Origin of the sequence: Parabacteroides sp. An277 (assembly GCF_002159645.1) — a bacterium.
Classification (GTDB): Bacteria; Bacteroidota; Bacteroidia; order Bacteroidales; family Tannerellaceae; genus Parabacteroides.
In genome coordinates, this window is sequence record NZ_NFJB01000006.1 from 28,815 (window position 1) to 53,247 (window position 24,433).

Sequence of the window (24,433 nt, forward strand, 5' to 3'; positions counted from 1 at the left end):
GATATATATCTTCAACCTGCAGATATGTGTCTTTAACCTAAAGATATGTATCTGCAGCGTAAAGATACAACATTCTTCCCGTGTTTACAAGTTTTTCTTAACGAAGATGTCTTTTTTAACAAGCTTTCATGTTTTGTTCTTTGTTTATATGGATTGTTTTAAGGTAGAAATTCTTTTACTTTCACCTCTTTCATCTTAAGTACTTCGGCAAAGAAACGTTTCACGTCTTCGGTTGTGGTTATCGCTTGCAAGCCTTTATGAACTACGATAGAGGCATTGGCCAGCACGATGTGATTCTTTCCAGGACGGAAAAGCACCATGCTTTGGTAGTTGCCTTTATATAGATAGATAGAGGTAAAGCGTATATTCTTTCAAATCAGGATAGAGGAAAGCATCCTCGGTAGTCAGCAAAGAGGTTGCAGCCAATATGTCCGACCCCTCGCGTGCGTTTATTTGAGTAGGGATAGCACGTAAAAGGCGGTCGATTAAGAGAGGCTTTGTTACGCCTGATTGGCTAAGCAACTCTTTGATCTTTTCCGTCTGCAGATGTTGGATGCAAAATATCTTCCGGGGTGTGTCATACGATTGTTTTCCTATATCTTCGACCCATGATTTGATTCTTTTTGCATGTACGGAAACGAAGTCTACCTCATTGGCAAGCAACTGCATTTGATGCGTTAAACGCAAACCTTGTTTTTGCAGGAAGGTGTAATCGTTTGTTACATGGATAGACGTTGCATCGTCAGCACTCCCGATAATGCCTATTGTATTTTCCTGCGAATAGGCCGGGCCGAAACAAAAGAAAAGCAATAAGAAGAAAAAGATGAATGTCGTTCTCATATGCATTGGAATTTATCGAGTGTAAAGATAGTGATATTTGATAAAGTTTCCAATTTATGTCCGTTCTTATCAACTTTTTGCATTGAAGAGGATGCAAATAAGCGATTAATTGTTACTTTTGCACGTTGACATCAACAAAGAAAAGGAGCAAACATGGATGTAGCGATCATTAAATACAATGCAGGAAACATTCGTTCGGTAGATTATGCCCTGCGACGCTTAGGGGTTACGCCCCAGATTACGGCAGATAAGGAAGCACTTGCCAAGGCAGATAAGATTATATTCCCTGGTGTAGGCGAAGCATTTACAACCATGCGTTTCTTGCATGAAGAGGGGTTAGCGGATTTCATTCGCGGGTTGCGTCAACCGGTATTGGGCATTTGCCTTGGAATGCAGCTCATGTGTCGCCATTCGGAGGAAGGCGATGTAGATTGTTTAGGTATTTTCAATACGGATGTGCGGCGTTTCGTTCCTCAAAGACATGAAGATAAGGTGCCCCACATGGGATGGAATACGTTAAACAACGTGAAGAACCCGTTGCTGGATGTTTCGCTGGAAGGCAAATTTGTTTATTTTGTGCATAGCTATTATGTGCCGTTGTGCGAACATACGATTGCTACGACCGACTATATACATCCGTTTAGCGCTGCGCTCCAGAAGGATAATTTCTATGCTACGCAATTTCATCCGGAAAAGAGCGGTTCGGTGGGCGAACGGATATTGAAGAATTTTCTTACCCTGTAAATAGACGAAGCGATGATTGAACTGATTCCAGCCATTGATATCATAGAAGGCAAATGCGTCCGCCTTTCACAAGGTGATTATGGAACGCGGAAAGTATACGGTGAAGACCCGGCGGAGATGGCTCTCCGATTGGAAGATGTGGGCATCCATCGCTTGCATGTCGTGGATTTGGATGGCGCCAAGGCGGGACATATCGTGAATTACCGGACATTGGAAAGAATTGCCACGCGGACCAACCTATGCATCGACTTCGGTGGAGGCGTGAAGCGCGACGAAGACTTACGCATTGCCTTTGAAAGCGGAGCGCAGATGGTAACGGGTGGAAGCGTAGCCGTCCGTGAACCGGAACGGTTTCTCTCTTGGTTGAAGCAGTATGGAAGCGAGCGGATTATTCTCGGTGCCGATGCCAAAGATAGGAAGATTGCCGTCGGAGGATGGGAAGAATCGACCGCACTTGAACTGGTTTCGTTTATTCAAGAATATGTACAAAAGGGTGTTCGGAAAACGATTTGTACGGATATTGGTAAAGATGGCATGTTGCAAGGTCCAGCTGTCGATTTGTATCAAGACATACAACGCGAAGTACCAGAAGTATATTTGATTGCCAGCGGAGGCGTTAGTTCGATAGCCGATATTGAACGTTTGGCGGAAGCAGGCATACCGGCAGTCATCTTTGGAAAAGCCCTTTACGAAGGACGTATTTCATTTCAAGAATTGGAAAGATTAATGAGGAATTGAGCATGAGTTTAGCAAAACGAATTATACCCTGTTTGGATATTAAGGACGGAAAGACGGTGAAGGGCATTAACTTCGTCAATTTCCGCGACGCAGGAGATCCGGTCGAATTGGGTGCCATGTATAGCCGTGCCGGTGCGGACGAGTTAGTCTATTTGGATATTACAGCTTCGCATGAGGGACGGAAGACATTCACCGAATTGGTACGCGAGGTAGCAGCACATATCAGTATTCCATTTACGGTAGGTGGGGGCATTCATGAATTGCAAGATGTAGACCGCCTTTTGAATGCTGGAGCGGATAAGGTATCTATTAATTCGGCAGCTATCCGAAATCCGAAGTTGATAGACGAGATAGCGAGTCATTTTGGTAGTCAGGTATGCGTGGTAGCTATCGATGCTAACCAAGAAGATGATGATTGGATTTGCTATTTGAACGGAGGACGTATTCCTACGGATAAACACCTCTTCGATTGGGCACGCGAAGCTGCAGACAGAGGAGCAGGTGAAATCCTTTTTACCAGCATGACGCATGATGGCGTGAAGACGGGATATGCGAACGAAGCACTGGCACATTTGGCCGACGAACTCCCTATTCCCATCATTGCTTCAGGCGGGGCAGGGCAGATGGTACATTTTCGTGACGCTTTTCTACAAGGAAAGGCAGATGCGGCATTGGCTGCGAGTGTTTTCCACTTTGGGGAGATTCAAATTGATGTATTAAAAATGTATTTGCAGCGTGAAGGTATAAATGTAAGGCTATAAGTTAGTGATTATATATGGTAAATTTAGATTTTGAGAAAATGGGCGGATTGCTTCCCGCCGTAATTCAGGACAGCATGACGAATAAAGTCCTGATGTTAGGCTTCATGAACGAAGAGGCTTATCAAAAAACATTGGAAACAAATAAAGTGGTCTTTTTTAGCCGGACGAAGAATCGTCTTTGGATGAAAGGGGAAACGTCTGGAAATACGTTGCAAGTCGTATCCATTACGCCGGATTGCGATTGCGATACCATTTTGATTAAGGCGATTCCAGCAGGACCCGTTTGCCATACGGGTTCGGGAACTTGCTTTGGCGAGAAGATTGAAGAGGACGTGATGTTCTTAAAATACCTTCAGAGCTTTATTGAACGTCGCCGGATGGAAATGCCGGAGGGTTCCTATACGACTTCGCTTTTCCAGAAAGGGGTAAACCGTATGGCGCAGAAGGTGGGCGAAGAGGCTGTCGAAACGGTTATCGAAGCTACAAACGGGACGGAAGACCGTCTGGTATACGAAGCTGCCGATTTGATTTATCACTTGATGGTACTCCTCACCAGCAAAGGTTTGCGTATCGAGGATTTGGCACGCGAATTGAAGAAACGGCATAAAGAATAAGAGACGATGGAAGATGCGGTCTTACTTCAATTGGATGGAATAGAAATTTGCCGGGACGAGAATCTGATTTTGCAAGGAGCTTCGTTTACGCTTCACGCGGGCGAATTTGTCTATGTGATTGGTAAAGTAGGTTCGGGAAAGAGTAGTTTGTTAAAAGCGCTCTACTGTGAGATTCCCCTCTGTAAGGGAGAGGCTCGGTTGTTGAATTACAATCTCCGAAAGATAAAGCGAAAGGATGTCCCCTATTTACGTCGTAAGTTGGGGATTGTTTTCCAGGATTTCCAATTGCTGACGGACCGCTCTGTCATGAAGAACCTTGAATTTGTCCTTCGGGCGACGGGCTGGCGAAACAAGCGAGATATTCAACGTCGCATCGATGAGGTACTTCAACAAGTGGGCATGCAGAACAAAGGATATAAGATGCCGCATGAGCTTTCTGGTGGCGAGCAGCAACGCATCGTTATCGCACGGGCTTTGCTTAATGCACCGGGTATCATCTTGGCGGATGAGCCGACGGGTAATCTCGACCCGGAGACCAGCGGGCAAATTGTCCGCCTTTTGCATGAGATTTGTAAGAAAGGAACAGCCGTTATCATGACGACGCACAACTATACGCTGGTACATAATTATCCGGCGCGTATTGTGAAGTGCGAGAATGCTTGTTTATATGATGTGGATAATTAAATTATTCGTAACTTTGCACCCGCATCTTTACTGGTTGGTTGAGAATAAATAAATTATTAGACAAAGGAAATGAAAGTATTAAAGTTTGGCGGCACGTCTGTGGGTTCGGCACAGCGCATGAAGGATGTCGCAAATCTGATTGTGGGAGAGAAAAACATCATTGTGCTCTCTGCCATGTCGGGAACTACCAATTCGTTGGTGGAAATTTCGGATTATTTGTATAAGAAGAATCCGGATGGCGCGAACGAGATTATTAACAACCTCCTGCACAAATATCTGGGGCATATTGAGGAACTTTACAGCACGGAAGAGTATAAGCAGAAAGCACGTGAATTGGTGATGGTTCATTTCGATCATATTCGTTCTTTTACGAAAGACCTTTTCACGCTGTTTGAAGAGAAAGTGGTGCTGGCGCAGGGTGAGTTGATGTCGACGGGCATGATGGACCTCTACCTGAAGGAACGGGGTGTTCATTCGGTCATGATTCCGGCGCTCGATTACATGCGGACGGACAAGAATGCAGAACCGGATCCCGTGTATATCAAGGAAAAGCTCTTGAAACTTCTCGACGAACATCCGGAGGCCGACCTCTATATTACGCAGGGCTATATCTGCCGCAATGCGTATGGCGAGATTGACAATCTCCAGCGCGGCGGTAGCGATTACAGTGCGTCGCTTATCGGAGCGGCTATCAAGGCGGAAGAGATTCAGATATGGACCGACATTGACGGCATGCACAACAACGACCCGCGTTACGTCTCGGGTACTTCCCCGGTTCGCCAACTCCATTTCGAAGAGGCGGCTGAACTGGCTTATTTCGGGGCGAAGATTTTGCACCCGACGTGTATCCTCCCTGCCAAGATTAACAATATTCCGGTACGCCTGCTCAATACGATGCAACCAGACGCGCCGGGCACGTTGATTTCCAACCAGACGGAGAAGGGGAAAATCAAGGCAGTAGCGGCTAAAGACAACATTACGGCTATCAAAATTAAGAGCGGACGTATGCTGCTGGCCACGGGGTTCCTCCGCAAGGTGTTTGAAATCTTCGAAAATTACCAGACGCCTATCGACATGGTGACGACTTCGGAAGTGGGTGTGTCTGTAACCATCGACAACCGCAAGCATCTGGAAGAAATCGTAACGGATTTGAAGAAGTATGGTACGGTTTCGGTCGACGAGGATATGGTCATCGTTTGCGTCGTGGGCGATTTGGAATGGGACAACGTGGGCTTCGAAGCGCGCATCGTCGACGCGATGAAGGAGGTGCCTGTCCGCATGATTTCGTACGGAGGAAGCAACTTCAACGTATCGCTCCTCATCAAGGCGGCCGACAAGCAGCGTGCCCTGCAGGCGTTGAGCGACCATTTGTTCAACCGCAAATAAAAAAGAAACAACCGAAGGCTGCGTTCCGCTCCGTTTGGTCCGAAAAGGGAGAGCGATGGATGCAGCCTTTTTCTGTATCCTAAGAAAAAGGATTTGGCGAAACCGTTTTGCAGTCGTTGCAGTGCCTCTTCGCGTGTCGCGAAACCGTTTTGCAATTGCTGCAAAATCTATTTTTTAGACTGAAAATTAAAGAAGAATATGTATATACTGAAAGGAAAGTTTCCGATAGAGAAGTTCGAGGCGTTACAGACGCCGTTTTATTATTATGACATGAAGTTGCTGGGCGAGACGCTGGAGATGGTCAAGGCCGAGTCCGGCAAGTATGGATACCACGTGCATTATGCCGTGAAGGCAAACGCCAACCCGCGCATCTTGCAGACCATCGCGGCCGCCGGATTGGGTGCCGATTGCGTGAGCGGCGGGGAAGTCCGGGCGGCGTTGGAGGCTGGTTTCCCGGCCGAGAAGGTGGTCTTTGCCGGCGTGGGCAAGGCGGACTGGGAGATCGATTTGGGATTGGATGCGGGTATTTTCTGTTTCAATGTCGAGTCGCTGGCTGAATTGGAAATCATCCACGAGCGGGCGGTGGCGAAGGGAAAGACGGCGCGCGTTGCGTTGCGCATCAACCCGGAAGTAGATGCCCATACCCATGCTAAGATTACGACGGGGCTCAAGGAGAACAAATTCGGTATCAATCTGGCGCTGCTGGGCAAGGTGCTCGACGCGATGGTACCCATGCAGCACGTACAGCTTGTGGGCATCCATGCGCATATCGGTTCGCAGATAACAGATATGTCCGCGTTCCGCAATTTGGCCATCCGCATGAACGAGATTCAAGACGAACTGGAAGCGCGCGGTATTCAGGTCGAGAACCTGAACTTCGGCGGAGGCTTGGGTATCGATTATTACCATCCGAACCATCTGCCTATCCCGGCGTTCGACAATTACTTTGCCGTGTTTAAGAAGCTGTTGCAGCTTCGTCCGGGACAGCAAGTACACTTCGAGCCGGGACGTTCCGTGGTGGCGCAATGCGGTACGTTGATTTCGCGCGTCTTGTATGTGAAGGAGGGCGAGGCGAAGAAGTTTGCCATCCTCGATGCCGGATTTACGGATTTGATTCGCCCTGCGATGTACGACGCTTACCATCGCATCGAAAACTTGTCGAGCGACGGTGCGGTAGAGACATACGACGTAGTGGGCCCGATTTGCGAATCGTCGGATGTTTTTGGAAAAGATGTGGAACTGAACGAAGCGCATCGTGGAGACTTCATCGCGATCCGTTCGGCAGGCGCTTATGGCGAAGTCATGGCGTCGCAATATAACTGCCGTCCGCTTCCGAAGGCATACTACTCAGACCAATTCTAAGGCAAAAACATGCTGGGATTGGAATTGACACCCGGGGAAGTGGGGTTGTTGGTAGCTGTTGTGAGCCTGTTTTTCGGCCAGCTGTTTTATCTATTTTGGATGTATGTATGGCCATGGCGGAAGCGGCATGCCGTTTCGGATGCCGCATCGAATGATTTCCTCCCCGTGTCTCTCATCGTGTATGCCGAGGATTCTGCAGAGCAACTTCGAGCCCATCTGCCCCTCTTCTTACAGCAGGATTATCCTCAGTTTGAAGTCATAGTTGTGAGTGATGGGCTTTCTGAACCATGCCGGGAAGTCTTGAGCCGTCTGAAAGCGGAATATCCGACGCTTTATTATACCTATATTCCGCCCGGAGCCCGTTATATATCCAAAAAGAAGCTCGCTCTCACACTGGGTATCAAGGCCGCGCGCTACAATCGGTTAGCCTTTACGGAAGCGGACTGCGAACCTTTTAATTTGAATTGGTTGAAGGCTATGATGTCGGTTTACAACGAACATACGCAGCTCGTGACGGGCTTTTGTGCCTATCCTTATACGCAAGGTTTTCAGGATCAATTCATCGCTTTCGATAACTTGAAATACGGATTGCAATATCTTTCGGCAGGATTGTGGAAGCATTTTTATGGCGGTACGAACAAGAATCTTTCTTACACCAAGGAGCTTTTCTTTCAGCATAAAGGTTTTTACAATCAATTCTACCTGAAGAGTGGCGAGGATAACCTGTTTATTAATGAGGCGGCCAATAGGGAGAATGCGCGCGTTTCGTATGAGCCGGATAGCATTTTAAAACGAGATCGCATCTTACGTTTGAAGGAATGGACCGACGGGCGTATCATGCGTCAGAGCGCGCAGTCGTTGTATACCTGCCGATTCTACCGTTTTTTCAAATGGGAGGACATTTGTTTTGGGTTATTTCTGGGAGCAGATATCGGTTTGTTCGTTAGCGGCATCAGGGGACAATGGCAACTTGCCTTGCTGGCCTCTCTCTTATGGATGCTTTATGTGGGCGTGAAGGGGTATTTGTTTGTCCGGATTTCGAAATGGCTTCAACAAAAGATATCGCTATGGATGTTCCCGTTTTTTGACTTTCTCCATCCGTTTTATTCCTTGTATATTGAGATGGTGAGTAGGTTTAAGAAGCGAGAGAATTATGTGTTTGTCATCGAGAAATAAACCGCAGAAAAGGGAGGAAGGTTAGAAAACTCGAATGAAAAAGGAATATAGATAATATATGAAATTATGGAAGAAAAGAAGCGTTTACTGGGAATGACTTTGCCTGAACTGAAAGCAGTCGTGGCTGAGGTCGGACTTCCCAGTTATGCAGCTAAACAATTGGCGGATTGGTTGTATAAGAAACGAGTAGCAAATCTTGACGAGATGACGAATATCGCAGTGGTCAAGCGGGCTATGCTTTGCGAAAATTATGAGATCGGGTTGGCGGCTCCGGTTGATGCCCAGCGGTCGGTGGACGGTACCATTAAATACCTTTACGCTGCGGGGGCGGGTAATTTTGTGGAGTCGGTTTATATTCCGACGGAAGACCGAGCGACGCTTTGCGTCTCTTCGCAAGTAGGTTGTAAGATGAATTGCCTGTTTTGCATGACCGGCAAACAGGGTTTCACGAAAAATCTGTCTGCAAACGAGATATTGAATCAGATACAAGCCTTGCCAGAATACGAACGGCTTACAAATATCGTATTCATGGGTATGGGAGAACCATTAGACAATACCGACGAATTGTTTAAGGTATTGGAGATACTGACTGCTCCGTATGGTTATGCTTGGAGTCCGAAGCGGATTACCGTATCAACCATTGGCGCGAAAGGGTTACGGCGTTTCCTTGATGAGAGCGATTGCCACTTGGCTATCAGCCTGCATTCCCCGTTTCCTGAAGAACGCTTATCGTTGATGCCAGTTGAAAAGGCATTTCCCATCGAAAGCGTGTTGGATTTGGTGCGCCAATATGATTTTAGTCATCAGCGCCGTATCTCGTTCGAGTACATTGTGTTTAAAGGATTAAACGATAGTCCGCGTCATGCCCATGCCTTGGCGAAGTTATTAAAAGGGATTCCTTGCCGAGTAAACTTGATTCGGTTTCATGCCATTCCCAATGTGCCATTGCAGACGAGCGATTTGGAAAAAATGGAACAATTTCAAACTATAATGAATGGCCATGGCGTAACTTGTACGATTCGCGCTTCCCGTGGGGAAGATATTTTTGCAGCTTGTGGTATGCTTTCTACCGCAAAGAAAGTAGTTTCCCAGAGAAAATAAGTATATTTGTGCGGTAATATAATAAGGATTCATTTATGAAAAAGATAATAAAGGTTTGGGGATTAGTGATGGCCGTGTGTCTTTCGGCGTGCCATTCGGGTCCGGTAGTTACGCGTTCCGTAGGTTTTGCGTATGAAGTATTAGTAGTCATGGATTTAGCACAATGGCAAGGGGCAATGGGGGAAGCGGTAAATGAGAATCTGTCGGCTCCGATACCTTATCTTCCGCAACCGGAACCTTGCATGAAAGTCTCTTATACGCAGCCAAGCGAATTCAGTGGATTTTTAAAGTTGGTTCGGAATATCTTGATTGTTGATGTCAATCCAGACCTTTATACGAAAGTCTCGTTGAGTACGGAAAAAGATACATGGGCTTCCGGGCAAGTAGTATTGCGCATGAAAGCGCCGAATGATAAAGCTGTGGTCGATTATTTGGCAGAACAACCTTCTGCCTTGACGGATTATTTCTCTCAAGTAGAGATGGATCGAGCGGTGTCTTTATTGGAAGAGACTTATAGCTCATTTGTGATGAATATATTGCGTACGAACCATAACCTCGAATTAAAAGTACCTGAGGAGATGGAAGCTTATAAAGATACTACAGACTTCTTTTGGACTACGAACAACGCTAACACAGGCCGAATGGATATCGTTGTATATACTTTTCCTTATACCAGCAAAGAGACTTTTACGCCAGAGTACTTGGTAGCTAAGCGTGATTCGGTCATGAAGGCGAATATGCCAGGGTCGTTTCCTAATTCTTATATGGCGACAGAGGCTCGTGCCGGTGTTGGCTATTCGGCGATTACGGTGAACGGGAAGTATTGTGGCGTAATGCGTGGTTTGTGGAAGGTTGTAGGCGATATGATGGGGGGACCGTTTGTTAGCCATATCCGGTTGGATGAGCAGAATCAGCGGATTGTGGTGGTAGAAGGTTTTGTTTATGCGCCAGAGACGAACAAACGGAATTATATCCGTCGCTTGGAGGCTTCTTTGTTTACGTTGCGTTTGCCAGGTGAAATGGAAGTCGCAGATAAAGAATCAATAAAATAATAAGGGAAAATATATGAGCGAACAGATGATTAGAGTGGGTATTACCCATGGTGATATAAATGGAATCGGATATGAGGTGATTCTAAAGACATTTCAGGATATGCGCATGGCGGAGATGTGTATCCCGGTGATATATGGTTCGTCGAAGGTCGCGGCTTATCATCGTAAGGCGTTGGATTTACCGGCGGTCAATATGAATATCATTACGCAAGCGGCAGATGCGGGGGTAAACCGGTTGAATCTGATTAATTGCGTGGAAGATGATATCAAGGTAGAGTTAATGCAATCTACGCCGATAGCAGGACAGGCTGCTTTTAAGGCTTTAGAGGCTGCTGTCAAAGATTTGAAAGAGGGAGCTATTGATGTATTGGTGACAGCTCCTATCAACAAGCATAATATCCAGAGCGAATCGTTTCATTTTCCTGGTCATACAGAGTATCTGGAGCAGAGTTGCGGAGAAGGCAGAAAGGCATTGATGATTTTGATGTCGGGTAATTTGCGTGTAGCTTTGGTTACAGGGCATATTCCCGTGTCGGAGATTCCAGCCCAGGTGACAAAGGAATTGATTGTATCGAAGTTGCAGATATTCAATCAATCCTTGAAGCAAGATTTCGCTTTAGGCAGGCCGCGTATTGCGGTGTTGGCCTTGAATCCGCATGCGGGAGATGATGGATTGATTGGGTCGGAAGAGGAAGAGATTATCAAACCGGCCATGGCCGAGGCGGAACGTCGGGGCGTGATGTCGTTCGGACCATTTCCGGCGGATGGATTCTTTGGTTCGCGGATGTATGAGCAGTTCGACGGCGTCTTGGCGATGTATCACGACCAGGGATTAGCTCCTTTTAAAGCGTTGGCCATGGATAATGGCGTGAACTATACGGCCGGATTGCCTATTGTCCGCACTTCTCCGGCGCATGGGACTGCGTATGATATTGCTGGGAAGAATTTGGCATCCGAGGATTCTTTCCGCCAAGCGATTTATACCGCTTTGGATATATTCCGGAATCGGTTGCGCTATAAGGAGGCAACCGCACATCCGCTCCGCAAGCAGTATTTCGAGAAGGGGAAAGATGATGAGAAGCTCGACTTAACGCAGGAAGAGGAGAGCGTTTTATAAGAATAGAAGAGGGTATATCTGGCATCTGCCCGAGAGGGGTTCTCCTATCTCGGGCAGATGTCTTTTGTTATCTCGGGCAGACTACCTTTGCCATCTCGAGCAGATTACCCAGGTAATCTCGGGCAGATAGCAGACCTTATCTCGAGCAGATAGGAGAGCCCCTCTCGGATACATCCGGAAGGGGCTCTCGGAAAGCTCGTTTTTCAATAGATGCTGGAGGTTACTTAAACAGTGATTTGGCAATACCCATTTCCAGCCCGCGCAATTCGGCCAGTCCGCGCAGGCGGCCGATGCAAGAATAGCCTGGGTTGGTTTGTTTTCGCAGGTCGTCTACCATTTGATGTCCATGGTCGGGACGGACGGGTATAGAGGTTTGCCTGCGTTGTTCCACTTCCAGTAGCGCCTTCATCATACCATACATGTCTACATTTCCTTCCAGATGGTTGGCTTCATAAAAGTTGCCCATCTCGTCGCGTTGCGTGCTTCGCAAGTGTACGAAGTGGATGCGGTCTCCGAATTCATACATCATCGCGACCAAATCATTGTCGGCGCGCACGCCCAATGAACCGGTGCAAAGGCAAAGTCCGTTCGAAGGATTGGGTACGCGTTCCACGAGCTGGCGGAAATCTTCAGCGGTCGAGAGGATACGTGGTAATCCCAGAATCGGATAGGGCGGATCGTCGGGATGGATGACCAACCGGACACCCACTTCGTCGGCTACTGGGCAAATCTCTTGCAGGAAGTACACCAGGTGGTCGCGCAATTTCTCTGCGTCGATGTCCTGGTAACGGCCTAAGGCTTCTTGGAATTGCGCCAGGGTGAAACTCTCTTCCGAACCGGGCAGGCCGGCCAGGATGTTGCGCGTCAGCTGTTCCTTTTCGGTTTCGTCCATCATTTCATAGCGGGCAAGGGCTCGTTGTTTTTCCGCCTCGCTGTATTCCGCTTGTGCGGCGGGGCGTTTCAAGAGATAAAGGTCGAAGGCAAGGAACGCATCGCGTTCGAAACGCAAAGCGCGTGAGCCGTCGGGCATGGGGTAGGCCAAATCGGTACGCGTCCAGTCTAATACAGGCATGAAATTGTAGGTCACGCACCGGATGTCACACGTTGCCAGGTTGCGCAACGTTTGTTTATAATGCTCGATATAGCGTTGGAAGTCTCCTGTTTGCGTCTTGATGTGCTCGTGTACCGGCACGCTCTCGACGACGCTCCACGTCAGTCCCGCTTCGGCAATCAAGGCTTGCCGTTTTTGGATTTCTTCCACCGTCCATATTTCTCCGTTGGGGATATGGTGCAGGGCATGGACGATGTCGGTGGCTCCTGCTTGCCGGATATCCCAAAGGCTGACTGGGTCGTTCGGCCCATACCAGCGCCAAGATTGTTTACATAAATACATAATGGCTTATTATTTAAATCGAATACGCATTAAATCCTCCATCAATCACCGTCAGCGTGCCCGATACGAACTTCGAAGCATCGCTGGCAAGCCATTGCAACGTCCCGAGCAACTCTTCCGGTTCGCCGAAACGCTTAAACGGGGTATGCGCCAGGATGGCTTCCGAGCGGGGCGTCAGGCTTCCGTCCGGGTTCGTGAGCAGCGTCCGGTTTTGTTCCGTCAGGAAGAAACCGGGGGCGATGGCGTTCACACGGATGCCGGGGCCGAACTTCGTAGCCATCTCGCCGCAGAGGTATTGGGTGAAATTAATCACGGCTGCCTTGGCTGCTCCGTAACCAGCTACGCGCGTCAGAGGTCGCAGGGCCGCTTCCGAGGCGATGTTGATGATAGAGCCTGTCCGTTGTGCGGCCATGGCGCGTCCGAAGACCATCGTCGGGAGCACCGTTCCGAAAAGGTTCAGGTCCACGACTTGCCGCATCGCCTGTATATCGAGGTTGAACAGCGTTTTATCGGGCGGAATTGTCGCGCCGGCCTGGTTCCCGCCAGCGCCGTTGATGAGCACGTCGATGCGCCCGTAGCGGTTCATGATGGCGGCATGGTTTTCCTCCAATGCCTCTTTGTCCAACACGTTGGTGGGGAGGAATATCGCCTCGCCGCCCTGGGCTTTTGCTTCGTTAGCCAGCGCATTCCCTACTTTTTCGTTTCTACCTAAAATGACGACGGACGCGCCTTGCTCGGCAAAGTGGCGTACCATGGCGCGGCCCAAAATGCCGGTCGCGCCGGTGATGACCATCACCCGTCCTGTCACGTCGAATAAGTTTTTCATATTTCTTTTCTGTTTGTTTTTAATGTTTCTGTATATGTGATGAAATGAAAAATGGGAGAAAATGAAGTTTCTGTTACGTCTTGATAATATTCCCTATTTCACCCTCCTTCCCGACGACGCGGCAAAGGATTCCAGCGTGCTGGAAAGTTTCCCGACAACGCGGTGAAGGATTCCAGCATGCTGGAAAGTTTCCCGACGACGCGGCGAAGGATTCCAGCATGCTGGAAAGTCTCCCGACAACGCAGCGAAGGATTCCAGCATGCTGGAAAGTTTCCCGACGACGCGGTGAAGGATTCCAGCATGCTGGAAAGTCTCCCGACAACGCAGCGAAGGATTCCAGCATGCTGGAAAGTGAAGCTTTTCTGTTACTCCTTGGTACTATTTCGACACACGTACATTTTGCTTTACTTCTCCTCTTCATTTTCATATCCCGTTTTTATTCCTATTTCCGGTTTGAAGGCTTAATCCGTGATTAATTTATATTTCGGAACCAACGTCTTCATGATAATCCAGCCCACAAGGTAGGCGACAGAGCAAATGCAGAAGATAAGGAAATATCCCGCCGGTTTGCCCACGAAGCCCATGAACTCCATCTGTGCCTCGCCTGCGTAGACAAACAGGTTTCCTGCGCAGGTCTGCATTAACATCGAGCTGATTCCGCCCGCCATGCCTCCGATGCCTGTCACCGTGGCGATCGCTTTCTTGGGAAACATATCGCTAACGGTCGTCAGGATGTTGGCCGACCAAGATTGGTGCGCGGCGCATCCCAAGCCGATGAGGATGACCGGGAACCAGGGCGAAATCGTCCCTAAGGGCTGGGCCAGCAAGACAACAAGCGGGACGAAGGCGAAAATCAACATCGCCCGCATTCGCGCTGCGTAGGGATTGCTGCCCGTCCGGTTGATGAAGATGGTGGGCAACTTCCCGCCGATGAGCGAGAGCATCGTGATGGCATAGAGCGTGAAGATAAGCGCCATGCCGAGGCCCTCGGAGGTCTTGATGCCGAATTGCGTGTTGAGGTACGAAGGTGTCCAGAAGAGGAAAAACCACCATACGCCATCGGTGCAGAACTTTCCGAGGACGAACGCCCACGTCTGCCGGTAGCGGAAACACTGGCGGAGAGGCATGGGCTTCTCGGTCTGTTGTTTTCCTTTGAGGAGCTCAGCTTCCAATTGTTTGTCTTGTTCGATATAATGCAGTTCGGCCTCATTCACGAACCGGCTCCGTGCGGGCGGCGTATACATGAACACCCAGAATCCCATCCAGATAAAGCCTAACGCACCGATGAGGACGAAGGCCAGTTCCCACCCGAAATGTTTCGCCAGGAGCGGGATGCTGAGCGGCGAGATAAGCGCGCCAATCGACGCACCGGCGTTGAAGATAGAGGTCGCATACGCCCTGTCTCGTTTGGGAAAATACTCGGCCGTCACCTTCACGGCAGCGGGGAAATAACCCGATTCGCCAATCGCCAGGATGCAACGGGCGATAAGGAAGAAATACATGCTGACTGTCGAGATGAGTACGGCCATGTCGCCCGTCGCGGCTATCAGTTCGGCCCGGTTGTCCAATCCTACGCCTGCTTCCGTTGCGATACCGCAAAAAGCGTGGAGGCAGGCGCCCAGCGACCAAAGTCCAATCGACCACAGGAATCCCTTCTTGCTCCCTAATTTATCGACAATATTCCCGGCGAAGAGCATCCCGATGGCGTAGACGATCGAGAACGTGGCCGTGATGATGCCATAGTGCCACTCGTTCCAATGGAATTCGGGCTTGATGAATTCGTCCCACGTAAGGGAGAGCACCTGGCGGTCGAGGTAATTGACAGTAAGCGCGAGAAACATCATCGCGCAAATCGTCCAGCGGTAGTTTGTCATTTTTTCATATATTATATGAGGTATTTAGAAGGCGAAATACCGCTTGGCGTTATAATAACTGATGTCTGCTACCATCTGCTTAAGGAAATCCATTTCGCTCCGGGGAAGTTTGCCTGCTTCGATATCTTCGCCGATGAGGTTACAAAGAATGCGGCGGAAATATTCATGGCGAGGGTAGGAGAGGAAGCTCCGCGAATCGGTTAGCATCCCGATGAATCGGCTCAACAAACCCATTGCCGAGAGGGCATTGAGTTGTTTGCGCATCCCGTCTTCTTGGTCGAGGAACCACCAGGCCGCGCCCAGTTGGATTTTTCCCGGTACGGGGGCTTCGTTGAAGGTGTAGGCCATGGTCGCCAGGACCTCGTTGTCTTTCGGGTGGAGGCTATAGAGGATGGTTTTTGTCAATTTCCCGATTCGGTCCAACCGGTCAAGGAATTTATGTCCGGCGGCTGCGCAATTCACTTCAAGGATGGCATCAAATCCCGTATCGACGCCCAATGCTCGGAACATACGTGTGTTGTTGTTGCGGATAACGCTGATATGGTATTGTTGTGCCCATCCTTTTTCCCAATCCATAATGGCCAGCTCGAAGAGGATGGCGCTTTTATATTTCCGGATTTCCTCTTCGTCGGCATCTTTGCCCTCCATTACCTTGCGGAAGATAGCCCGTACTTCAGCCTCGGTATAATCGTCGGCGTAGAAATTATCCAGGCCATGGTCAGAGAGGCGGCATCCCATCGATGCGAAGAAATCGTGCCGACGATGGAGCGCTTCGAGGAGTTCGTCGTAGGTACGGATTTCCATTCCGGCCGCTTCGCCCAACTGGCGGATATAAGTCCGGAAGGCTTCCGGGTGTTCCAGCGCCATTACTTTATCCGGTCGCCAAGCCGGGTATACCTTTGTCTTTAACCCTTGCGTTTGGATTTGCTGGTGGTAACGGAGCGAATCGGCTGGGTCGTCGGTGGTACAAACCACTTCGACATGGCAACGCTCCATGAGTTCAGTTGCCCGGAACTCTTCGGTTTGCAACAGAGCTGTGCATTCGTCGTAAATTTCACGGGCCGTTTCCGGCTTCAGAAGTGTGTCGATTCCAAAGATGCGTTTCAATTCTAAGTGCGTCCAATGATATAAAGGATTGCGCATGGTGTAGGGCACCGTCTCTGCCCATTTCTCGAACTTCTCGTAGTCTGAGCGAGAACCCGTAATGAATTCTTCTGGGACACCGTTTCCGCGCATCGCCCGCCATTTGTAATGGTCCCCTCCCAACCAGACTTCCGACAAGTTCCGGAAGGTATGGTTCTCGGCTATCTGTTTCGGGTCCAAATGGCAATGATAATCGATGATAGGCATTTGTTCCGCGCTCTCATGATATAATTCTCGTGCTGGCTCGTTGGTCAGCATAAAATCGTTTGTAATGAATGATTCCATTTTTATTAGGTACTGTTTTATGGTATTACGCGGCAAAAGTAGGGCAAATAATGGAAGTAATCAAGAGGTGCACATATCTTTTTGGAAAGTATTTTCCCACTCTTGAAAAGTGGATAGGCAAATTTATCGGTATAAATGCGGGGAAATATAACCTTAATTTTCGAAAAATATGCCTATCTTTCGGACGATTTACAATTATAAACGGATTAAATGAAATATAAGTACATGAAAAAAATGTTTTTAACGGGCTTATGGCTATGGGGCGTGTTGCTTCCCCTCATGGCGGTGCGTATCGAACATGGGCCTTATTTGCAAAATGTGGGAGAACGGGAAGCTACGGTTGTATGGATATCAGACAAGCCTTCGGTAGGATGGATTGAGATAGCTCCCGACGATGGTACGCATTTTTATGCCGAAAAACGTACGCAACTCTATGATACGCGGATAGGTATTAAAGTGACGGACCGCATCCATACCATTCGGTTGACGGGATTGACACCGGGGACGCGTTACCGGTATCGCGTATGCGTGCAGGAGGTATTGTCGCACAAGCACCACGAGGTATATTATGGACAAATCGCCTCGACCGATGTCTACGGGAAGAAACCGCTTACGTTTACTACGAACGACATCTCCAAGCCGGAGGTTTCCTTTGCTATGGTGAACGATATCCATGGACGTAATGACGTGTTGGAAACGATGATAGGACAATGTGACTTAGCGCAAACGGACCTTTTCCTTTTCAATGGCGACATGGTATCGGTATCCGAGACGGAAGAACAGATTTTCAGTGGCTTCATGGACAAGGCTACGGAACTTTTCGCGGGTTCCATTCCGATGTATTATTGCCGAGGGAACCATGAGACGCGCGGCCCGATGGCGCCTTACTTTAAGGATTATTTCAATCCGCGCGCCGAGGAATTGTTTTATATGTTCCGCCAAGGGCCGGTTTGCTTCGTCGTATTGGATTGTGGGGAGGACAAACCTGATTCGGACGTAGAATATTATGGTATCACGGCCTACGATGCTTATCGCACGCAACAAGCCGAATGGCTTCGGACGGCCTTGAAGAGCGACCTGTATACGCAAGCGCTTTATAAGGTCATCGTGTGCCACATGCCTCCGTTTGGTGGTTGGCATGGCGAGCTGGATATTGCGCAGAAGTTTTTCCCTTTGCTAAAAGAGGCCAAACCGGATGTCTACCTGTGCGGGCATTTGCATGAATATATCCGTAAAAATGCAGGCGAAGAGGGCATTCCCTTCCCGATTATTGTCAATTCAAACAATACCTTGCTCAAAGCACATGCCGACGGGAACGCGTTGGATATCCGCATTTATGATTTGGAAGGAAAAGAAACCGATAGGTTGCATATTGAAAAATGAGAAATAAATATTAATTTTGTGTTCGTGAAGATTAAACGCAAAGAAAAATGAAGAAGAAATACTTATGCATTATGGCTGCTTCGCTTTTTGTCATGGGATCGGAGGCTAAAGATTCCATCTACAAAGAGGGATGGATAGATTTCAATAAGAATGGGACGATGGATACGTATGAAAATCCGGAAGCTGATATCGATGCCCGTATTCAGGATTTATTAAACCAAATGACGGTTGAGGAGAAGACTTGCCAGCTGGCTACGCTTTATGGCTCTGGGCGCGTCCTGACGGATTCCCTACCTACGGCGCGCTGGAAGGAAGAGATCTGGAAGGACGGCATCGCCAATATCGACGAGCAATTGAACGGTGTCGGAAGCGGACGGAAGCGTTATCCGGAATTGATTTATCCCTTTAGCAACCATGCGAAGGCTATCAACCAAATCCAGCAATGGTTTGTAGAGGAGACGCGCCTGGGTATCCCGGTGGATTTCTCCAACGAAGGCATTCATGGGCTGAATCATACCTTGGCCACGCCTTTTCCGGCGCCGATTGGTATCGGTAGCACGTGGAACCGCGAATTGGTACATCAAGCGGGATGTATTGCCGGAAAAGAGGCCAAAGCACTGGGATATACCAATGTGTATGCGCCGATTTTGGACGTGGCACGGGATCCGCGTTGGGGGCGTGCCCTCGAGTGTTATGGCGAAGAGCCTTACTTGATTGCCGAGCTGGGTATTCAGATGGTGAAAGGTATCCAGTCGCAAGGTGCGGCTTCTACGTTGAAACATTATGCGGCGTATAGCGTGCCTAAAGGAGGGCGCGATGCGGCCGTACGTACCGACCCGCATATCGCTCCGCGCGAATTGCATCAACTCTTTATGTATCCCTTTAAGCGTGTCATCCAAGAGGCGCATCCGATGGGCGTCATGAGTAGTTATAACGATTGGGACGGCGTGCCGGTCACAGCCAGCTATTATTTCCTGACCGAACTTTTGCGCGAGGCGTATGGCTTCCGGGGGTATGTGGTAAGCGATAGTGAGGCGGTCGAATTTGTGCAGACGAAGCATCGTGTGGCGGATACGTATGAAGAGGCGGTACGGCAATGCGTCGAAGCGGGATTGAATGTGCGTACGCACTTCACGCCTCCTGCTGATTATATCCTTCCGTTGCGCAAGTTGGTGAAAGAGGGAAAGCTGAGCCGGAAAGTGTTGGACCAGCGCGTAGGGGAAGTCCTTCGCGTGAAGTTCGAATTGGGCTTGTTCGACCATCCGTATGTCGAGGATCCTTCGTTGGCGGATAAGCTCGTAGGGGCAGACAAGCACGAAGACTTCGTGATGGAGATGCAACGCCAGTCGCTCGTCCTCTTGAAGAATGAAAATAGTTTGCTTCCGCTGGACAAGAAAACGTTGAAGCGCGTATTGGTGGTAGGGCCTTTAGCCAAAGAAACGAATTATATGATTAGCCGTTACGGTCCCCAAGGCTTGAAGAATATTACGGTCTACGAGGGCATCGAAACCTATCTGAAGGGTTCGGCCGAGGTGGACTACGCCCAAGGATGCGCTGTAAAAGACTCCCTCTGGCCGGATAGCGAGATTATCCCCGCGCCGCTTACTCCGAAAGAGCAGGCCGGCATTGAGGAGGCTACCCAAAAGGCTGCGGAGGCCGATTTGATTATTGCGGTCTTGGGCGAAGACGAGACCTGTACGGGCGAGAGCCGTTCGCGTACGTCGTTAGACCTCCCGGGCCGTCAGCAGCAACTCCTTGAGGCACTCCATGCAACGGGCAAGCCGGTCGTTTTGGTTTTGATTAATGGGCGGCCTTTGACTATCAATTGGGCCGATCGGAATATCCCGGCTATCTTGGAGGCATGGTTCCCCGGTTGCGTGGGAGGGACTGCGATTGCCCGCACGCTCTTTGGAGAGTATAATCCGGGCGGACGTTTGCCCATGACTTTCCCGCAGAGCATCGGACAGATAGAATTTAACTTCCCCTTTAAACCCGGTTCGCAAGACGGGCAATATTTCGCGGGACCGAACGGTTCGGGGTCGACGCGAGTAAACGGCGCGCTCTATCCTTTTGGATTTGGTTTGAGTTATACTACGTTTCAATATAATAATTTGACCATCGAGCAAGAGACGCCTCACAGCCAGAGCGACATTCATGTTTCGGTAGATGTGACCAATACAGGCCAGCGCGCCGGAGACGAAGTGGTGCAGCTTTACCTGAGCGACAAGGTGGCGAGCGTCATCCCGTATGATTCTCAGTTGCGCGGTTTCGAGCGCATCCATTTGCAACCGGGCGAAACGCAGCGCGTCTCGTTTGTGCTCCATCCCGCCGACCTCGAAATCCTGGATGTGCATAACGAATGGCGTGTCGAGCCGGGCGAATTTGAAGTCCGTATCGGCGCCTCGTCGGAAGATATCCGGTTGAAGGATACGTTCACGGTCGAGTAAGCGGCAGCGTCTCTATCGGCTTTGCGCGGGCGAAAGCGCTCTTGATTTACACTCTATCAGGCTTGTGTTGACGAAAGTGCCGCCGATTTACGCTCTATCGGGTTTACTTTGACGAAAGTGCCGTCGATTTACACTCTATCGGGTTTACTTTGACGAAAGTGCCGCCGATTTACGTTCTATCGGGCTTACTTTGACGAAAGTGCCGTCGATTTACGCTCTATCGGGCTTACTTTGACGAAAGTGCTGCCGATTTACGCTCTATCGGGCTTACTTTGACGAAAGTATTCCGGATAGAGTCTCTATCGAGATTGAAAAGAAGAAAGGAAATAAAATGATTCATTAAATAAAGGTCTATAGTATGTTTAAAAGTATTTTTACGAAAAGCATGGCCTGCCTGTCGTTGATAGGGCTGGCAGCGTGTGGCCCGAAGGAATATCCGGCAATGGGCGACACGGATTTGAAAGTGTTCCACGACGAAGTGGTTTGTTTCCATCCCGATTCATTGGGAAATTATACGGAGGCCAACGCAGATGGCGTTATCCGTTTGGTGAACGGCCGTATTATCTTAAAGAAGATAACGTTGCCTGCCTACCAACGGAATGTATCGGTCACGGCGCGCGTGGAATTGGCCTCGAATGGCGACCGTTGGGATAAATCCGGCTCGCTCTTCGTCCTGCCGAAGGAGTCGGTCATCAACTTGTTGAATATCGCCAAGGGTGAGAAGCAATTCCCCGCGGTCGATAGTACGAAATATGAGAAATTGATTGGGACGGTCCCCGGGCCAGATTATCTCCCGACGGTCGAGTTGATGCGTTTCATGACGCCCTTCGGCGTGGGCTACTATAGTGAGCCGGAGGACTCGTTGACAGGCCATCGCCGTCCGGTTTATATCCCGAAATGGGAGACTTCCGTGAAATGGGAGCAAGACATCACGCCGCTCTATCCCTTGCTGGAAGGCGAGGCATACGTGGGTGTGTTTATCGATACTTGGAACGAGACAGGCTATAAAATCAGCGTGGATTTGGACATCGACGAGAGCGAGTTGGCAAACGACGCCCTGCCTGAGCGCCACGTAGTCCCGCTCATGAATACGGTTTATTACATCGGCCAGGCATACCCCGATATCTTTGCCCGCAAAGCGATGGAGGTGACCTTCAACCTGCCGAAAGAGGCCCACAACGCCGAGCTGAAGTATATCGTGACCGGACACGGCGGGCATAGCGGCGGCGATGAGTTCGTAGAACGGCAGAATATCATATCGGTAGATGGAAAGACGGTGCTCGATTTCGTGCCTTGGCGCGATGATTGCGCTTCGTTCCGCCGCTTCAATCCGGCGACGGGCGTTTGGCTTATCAAACGTTTGGCAGCTTATATTGGCGACAACGGATATGCCGAAAAGATGGTAGAAGAACCGTTGGCTTCGTCCGACCTTTCGCGTTCGAACTGGTGTCCGGGCAGCGACGTAGCTCCGGTAACGGCTCCGCTGGGTACGCTCTCGGCAGGCGAACATACGTTTAAGGTGGATATCCCGGAAGCACAACCGGCCGTAGGCGAGGAGATGAACCATTGGCTGGTTTCGGCTTATTTGGTATACGAATAAGCGGATAAAAAGAATACAGAGACTCGGAACCACGGAGTTTTTAATGATTAATTATTCATTTCTCCGTGTTTCCGAGTCTCTGTTTTTTTTACTCTTCTACGATGAACTCAATCGTTTCGGAGGCTTCGCGCCAATTCTCGATAGTAAAGTTGCCTTTACGTTCGGAAGGAAGAACCTCTCCGAGGAGGATTTGGAGCGTGAGGCGCGTATTGGCCGATAGGGTCGTTTCCAATGTTTTCGTGAGCCGGTGCGTTTTGCCGTCTTGTGTCGTAATGAGGAGGTCGAGTTGCGGATGTTCAGCAGAGGGGAAAAGCATCACAGTCGCATTGCTCATCGACGTGCCGTCTTCCGAACGGACCAAATCGAACTGTACGGTCTTCGTCTGATTTTCCGGTTCGGCGGTATAGACATTCAATTTCTCGGCAATACCGCCTATCTGCACTTGCATCTTGAGGATATCCGAATCAAAGATACCATTGTCTTTTCGCTTGACAATCACTTTCAATCCCGCTACAACCCGTTGCAGCGATGCTTGGAAATCTTCGCTTGTGTCCATCTCCTTGATGGCGTGCACCATGTCGAAGACAGGCATATACGTGCCGTCTCCATTGGCGCGCAGGCTAAAATAGAGTTGGGCTAAATCCGCACCAATCTGGAGACCTGGTTCCGAAATAGCGGGCGTGCTATACGTGGGCTCTTCGTATTTAGGCGTTCCCCAATAGACCATATTATACGAACCTTCCGGGAGATTCAGTACGCGGTTATTATCTCCCGTCACGTGTCCATCTTGGATAATATAATATCCATAAAAGGGAGTTAGTTTCCCTTGCGTGTAGTTCCCGAAATAGATAGAGCTTTGGCTCTGACAAGGATAAGCCTCCAAGACGCCGGTAAGCGGACTATAACTTGAAGTCTCGTTTTCTACCATCGCACTGACGCGCGGACTGATTAATTGCATCACCGTATCTTGTGACGAATTATTTTCTTCTTCCGAACAAGAAGTAAGCATACCCAGGAGGATAACCACTCCCCATACTAATTTTTTCATACGCATTTGTATTAAATGATTATTTATAAGTAAAACAAATAAGCGCGTAGAAAGTTGTCTGATTTACCAATTGATTTCTCCCATATTCCATGCCTTGAGGAATGCATTCGCACGGCTGAAGTGGCGACAGCCGAAGAAACCATGGTCGGCAGAACGGGGCGAAGGATGGGCTGCGGTTAGTATCAAGTGTTTATGGGCGTCGATTAAAGGAGCTTTCGCTTTCGCGTAGTTTCCCCAAAGCATGAAAACGAGATGGTCGCGTTCGTCACTCAATTTGCGGATGACGGCATCGGTAAATGTTTCCCAACCCTGGTTGCGGTGCGAACCTGTTTCGTGAGCACGTACTGTAAGGACAGAGTTCATCGAGAGCACGCCTTGTTTTACCCAGCGGTCTAAGTTGCCGGAGGTGGGGATGTCTTTGCCTAAATCGTGGTGTATTTCCAAGAAGATATTGGCCAACGACCCCGGGATAGGCACGCCTTCAGGTACCGAAAAGCAGACGCCATCATATAATCCTGGCGCGGGATAAGGGTCTTGCCCTAAGATGACTACCTTTACTTGTTCGAACGGACAGGTATTGAATACCCGAAAGATAAGATGTCCCGGCGGCAATACCTGCGCTTGGCGATACTCTTGTTTCACAAAAGCTACCAACTCCGCAAAGTAGGGCTTGTCGAATTCCGTTTGCAAACGGAGACGCCAACTTTCTTCTATCTGTACCTTCATGTTAGGATGATTTTTTATGGATACAAAACTACGAAAAGAAATGGAAACAGAATGGACGAAAAAGGAAAAAATAAGCGGAAGATAAGCCCGAAAGCTCCCTTCCGCTTTTCTATTCACTAATAAAACATATTAA

22 protein-coding genes are annotated in these 24,433 nt (G+C 49.1%); 14 read left to right on the forward strand and 8 right to left on the reverse strand.

The window, feature by feature from the left end; translation table 11 throughout:
- Nucleotides 1-158: 158 nt before the first annotated feature.
- Together B5F77_RS15675 and B5F77_RS03645 are read right to left on the reverse strand one after the other, a co-directional pair.
- Nucleotides 159-320, reverse strand: coding sequence for a hypothetical protein (locus B5F77_RS15675; protein ID WP_162607945.1), 162 nt, complete (start codon nucleotides 318-320; stop codon nucleotides 159-161).
- Between the two features lie 16 nt (nucleotides 321-336).
- Nucleotides 337-840: a hypothetical protein gene (locus B5F77_RS03645; protein ID WP_087327791.1), complete on the reverse strand. Its 504-nt coding sequence runs from the start codon at nucleotides 838-840 to the stop codon at nucleotides 337-339.
- A gap of 153 nt (nucleotides 841-993) precedes the next feature.
- Between B5F77_RS03645 and hisH the strand changes: the two genes are divergently transcribed.
- From hisH to pdxA, 11 genes are all read left to right on the forward strand, one after another.
- Entirely contained in the window at nucleotides 994-1,584 is a 591-nt protein-coding gene (gene hisH / locus B5F77_RS03650) for an imidazole glycerol phosphate synthase subunit HisH (protein WP_087327794.1), read from the forward strand.
- A 12-nt stretch (nucleotides 1,585-1,596) separates the two neighbouring features.
- Nucleotides 1,597-2,322: a 1-(5-phosphoribosyl)-5-[(5-phosphoribosylamino)methylideneamino]imidazole-4-carboxamide isomerase gene (gene hisA / locus B5F77_RS03655; protein WP_087327797.1), complete on the forward strand. Its 726-nt coding sequence runs from the start codon at nucleotides 1,597-1,599 to the stop codon at nucleotides 2,320-2,322.
- Nucleotides 2,323-2,324: 2 nt separating this feature from the next.
- Nucleotides 2,325-3,083 carry an imidazole glycerol phosphate synthase subunit HisF gene (hisF, locus tag B5F77_RS03660; RefSeq protein WP_087327801.1) on the forward strand — a complete coding sequence of 253 codons (759 nt, stop codon included), beginning with the start codon at nucleotides 2,325-2,327 and terminating at the stop codon, nucleotides 3,081-3,083.
- Between the two features lie 14 nt (nucleotides 3,084-3,097).
- Nucleotides 3,098-3,697, forward strand: a complete 600-nt coding sequence (gene hisIE, locus B5F77_RS03665; protein ID WP_087327804.1) for a bifunctional phosphoribosyl-AMP cyclohydrolase/phosphoribosyl-ATP diphosphatase HisIE — start codon at nucleotides 3,098-3,100, stop codon at nucleotides 3,695-3,697.
- A gap of 6 nt (nucleotides 3,698-3,703) precedes the next feature.
- Complete coding sequence (locus B5F77_RS03670) at nucleotides 3,704-4,381, forward strand: ATP-binding cassette domain-containing protein (RefSeq protein WP_087327807.1); 678 nt, start codon at nucleotides 3,704-3,706, stop codon at nucleotides 4,379-4,381.
- Between the two features lie 69 nt (nucleotides 4,382-4,450).
- On the forward strand, nucleotides 4,451-5,767 hold the full coding sequence (locus tag B5F77_RS03675; protein WP_087327810.1) for an aspartate kinase: 1,317 nt from the start codon (nucleotides 4,451-4,453) through the stop codon (nucleotides 5,765-5,767).
- Nucleotides 5,768-5,971: 204 nt separating this feature from the next.
- Nucleotides 5,972-7,129, forward strand: a complete 1,158-nt coding sequence (lysA, locus tag B5F77_RS03680) for a diaminopimelate decarboxylase (RefSeq protein ID WP_087327981.1) — start codon at nucleotides 5,972-5,974, stop codon at nucleotides 7,127-7,129.
- A 9-nt stretch (nucleotides 7,130-7,138) separates the two neighbouring features.
- The gene (locus tag B5F77_RS03685; RefSeq protein WP_087327813.1) at nucleotides 7,139-8,305 is read left to right on the forward strand and encodes a glycosyltransferase; all 1,167 of its coding nucleotides are present in this window, start codon (nucleotides 7,139-7,141) and stop codon (nucleotides 8,303-8,305) included.
- A gap of 66 nt (nucleotides 8,306-8,371) precedes the next feature.
- Entirely contained in the window at nucleotides 8,372-9,406 is a 1,035-nt protein-coding gene (rlmN, locus tag B5F77_RS03690; RefSeq protein ID WP_087327816.1) for a 23S rRNA (adenine(2503)-C(2))-methyltransferase RlmN, read from the forward strand.
- 35 nt (nucleotides 9,407-9,441) lie between these two features.
- On the forward strand, nucleotides 9,442-10,458 hold the full coding sequence (locus B5F77_RS03695) for a DUF4837 family protein (protein ID WP_087327819.1): 1,017 nt from the start codon (nucleotides 9,442-9,444) through the stop codon (nucleotides 10,456-10,458).
- 13 nt (nucleotides 10,459-10,471) lie between these two features.
- Nucleotides 10,472-11,575 carry a 4-hydroxythreonine-4-phosphate dehydrogenase PdxA gene (gene pdxA, locus B5F77_RS03700; RefSeq protein WP_087327822.1) on the forward strand — a complete coding sequence of 368 codons (1,104 nt, stop codon included), beginning with the start codon at nucleotides 10,472-10,474 and terminating at the stop codon, nucleotides 11,573-11,575.
- Between the two features lie 220 nt (nucleotides 11,576-11,795).
- On the opposite strand, the gene uxuA is transcribed toward pdxA, so the two are convergent.
- From uxuA to uxaC, 4 genes are all read right to left on the reverse strand, one after another.
- Nucleotides 11,796-12,968: a mannonate dehydratase gene (gene uxuA, locus B5F77_RS03705; RefSeq protein WP_087327824.1), complete on the reverse strand. Its 1,173-nt coding sequence runs from the start codon at nucleotides 12,966-12,968 to the stop codon at nucleotides 11,796-11,798.
- Between the two features lie 13 nt (nucleotides 12,969-12,981).
- Entirely contained in the window at nucleotides 12,982-13,794 is an 813-nt protein-coding gene (locus B5F77_RS03710) for an SDR family oxidoreductase (RefSeq protein WP_087327827.1), read from the reverse strand.
- Between the two features lie 461 nt (nucleotides 13,795-14,255).
- Nucleotides 14,256-15,668: an MFS transporter gene (locus tag B5F77_RS03720; RefSeq protein WP_087327833.1), complete on the reverse strand. Its 1,413-nt coding sequence runs from the start codon at nucleotides 15,666-15,668 to the stop codon at nucleotides 14,256-14,258.
- Between the two features lie 24 nt (nucleotides 15,669-15,692).
- On the reverse strand, nucleotides 15,693-17,096 hold the full coding sequence (gene uxaC / locus B5F77_RS03725) for a glucuronate isomerase (protein ID WP_087327836.1): 1,404 nt from the start codon (nucleotides 17,094-17,096) through the stop codon (nucleotides 15,693-15,695).
- Between the two features lie 225 nt (nucleotides 17,097-17,321).
- Here uxaC and B5F77_RS03730 point away from each other — a divergent pair, with 225 nt between their 5' ends.
- From B5F77_RS03730 to B5F77_RS03740, 3 genes are all read left to right on the forward strand, one after another.
- On the forward strand, nucleotides 17,322-18,479 hold the full coding sequence (locus tag B5F77_RS03730; protein WP_087327984.1) for an FN3 domain-containing metallophosphoesterase family protein: 1,158 nt from the start codon (nucleotides 17,322-17,324) through the stop codon (nucleotides 18,477-18,479).
- Between the two features lie 71 nt (nucleotides 18,480-18,550).
- On the forward strand, nucleotides 18,551-20,926 hold the full coding sequence (locus tag B5F77_RS03735) for a glycoside hydrolase family 3 N-terminal domain-containing protein (RefSeq protein WP_239445721.1): 2,376 nt from the start codon (nucleotides 18,551-18,553) through the stop codon (nucleotides 20,924-20,926).
- Nucleotides 20,927-21,311: 385 nt separating this feature from the next.
- Nucleotides 21,312-22,526 carry a PNGase F N-terminal domain-containing protein gene (locus tag B5F77_RS03740; RefSeq protein ID WP_239445722.1) on the forward strand — a complete coding sequence of 405 codons (1,215 nt, stop codon included), beginning with the start codon at nucleotides 21,312-21,314 and terminating at the stop codon, nucleotides 22,524-22,526.
- An 88-nt stretch (nucleotides 22,527-22,614) separates the two neighbouring features.
- Here B5F77_RS03740 and B5F77_RS03745 read toward each other — a convergent pair whose 3' ends face one another.
- Nucleotides 22,615-23,574, reverse strand: coding sequence for a FimB/Mfa2 family fimbrial subunit (locus B5F77_RS03745; protein WP_087327987.1), 960 nt, complete (start codon nucleotides 23,572-23,574; stop codon nucleotides 22,615-22,617).
- Nucleotides 23,575-23,637: 63 nt separating this feature from the next.
- The gene (gene ung, locus B5F77_RS03750; RefSeq protein ID WP_087327845.1) at nucleotides 23,638-24,300 is read right to left on the reverse strand and encodes a uracil-DNA glycosylase; all 663 of its coding nucleotides are present in this window, start codon (nucleotides 24,298-24,300) and stop codon (nucleotides 23,638-23,640) included.
- Nucleotides 24,301-24,433: the final 133 nt, after the last annotated feature.

Coding starts and splice junctions, on each gene's coding strand:
- B5F77_RS15675 (WP_162607945.1), bottom strand. CDS start 320: ATGGTGCTTTTCCGTCCTGGAAAGAATCACATCGTGCTGGCCAATGCC.
- B5F77_RS03645 (WP_087327791.1), bottom strand. CDS start 840: ATGAGAACGACATTCATCTTTTTCTTCTTATTGCTTTTCTTTTGTTTC.
- hisH (WP_087327794.1), top strand. CDS start 994: ATGGATGTAGCGATCATTAAATACAATGCAGGAAACATTCGTTCGGTA.
- hisA (WP_087327797.1), top strand. CDS start 1,597: ATGATTGAACTGATTCCAGCCATTGATATCATAGAAGGCAAATGCGTC.
- hisF (WP_087327801.1), top strand. CDS start 2,325: ATGAGTTTAGCAAAACGAATTATACCCTGTTTGGATATTAAGGACGGA.
- hisIE (WP_087327804.1), top strand. CDS start 3,098: ATGGTAAATTTAGATTTTGAGAAAATGGGCGGATTGCTTCCCGCCGTA.
- B5F77_RS03670 (WP_087327807.1), top strand. CDS start 3,704: ATGGAAGATGCGGTCTTACTTCAATTGGATGGAATAGAAATTTGCCGG.
- B5F77_RS03675 (WP_087327810.1), top strand. CDS start 4,451: ATGAAAGTATTAAAGTTTGGCGGCACGTCTGTGGGTTCGGCACAGCGC.
- B5F77_RS03685 (WP_087327813.1), top strand. CDS start 7,139: ATGCTGGGATTGGAATTGACACCCGGGGAAGTGGGGTTGTTGGTAGCT.
- rlmN (WP_087327816.1), top strand. CDS start 8,372: ATGGAAGAAAAGAAGCGTTTACTGGGAATGACTTTGCCTGAACTGAAA.
- B5F77_RS03695 (WP_087327819.1), top strand. CDS start 9,442: ATGAAAAAGATAATAAAGGTTTGGGGATTAGTGATGGCCGTGTGTCTT.
- pdxA (WP_087327822.1), top strand. CDS start 10,472: ATGAGCGAACAGATGATTAGAGTGGGTATTACCCATGGTGATATAAAT.
- uxuA (WP_087327824.1), bottom strand. CDS start 12,968: ATGTATTTATGTAAACAATCTTGGCGCTGGTATGGGCCGAACGACCCA.
- B5F77_RS03710 (WP_087327827.1), bottom strand. CDS start 13,794: ATGAAAAACTTATTCGACGTGACAGGACGGGTGATGGTCATCACCGGC.
- B5F77_RS03720 (WP_087327833.1), bottom strand. CDS start 15,668: ATGACAAACTACCGCTGGACGATTTGCGCGATGATGTTTCTCGCGCTT.
- uxaC (WP_087327836.1), bottom strand. CDS start 17,096: ATGGAATCATTCATTACAAACGATTTTATGCTGACCAACGAGCCAGCA.
- B5F77_RS03730 (WP_087327984.1), top strand. CDS start 17,322: ATGAAAAAAATGTTTTTAACGGGCTTATGGCTATGGGGCGTGTTGCTT.
- B5F77_RS03735 (WP_239445721.1), top strand. CDS start 18,551: ATGGCTGCTTCGCTTTTTGTCATGGGATCGGAGGCTAAAGATTCCATC.
- B5F77_RS03740 (WP_239445722.1), top strand. CDS start 21,312: ATGGCCTGCCTGTCGTTGATAGGGCTGGCAGCGTGTGGCCCGAAGGAA.
- B5F77_RS03745 (WP_087327987.1), bottom strand. CDS start 23,574: ATGAAAAAATTAGTATGGGGAGTGGTTATCCTCCTGGGTATGCTTACT.
- ung (WP_087327845.1), bottom strand. CDS start 24,300: ATGAAGGTACAGATAGAAGAAAGTTGGCGTCTCCGTTTGCAAACGGAA.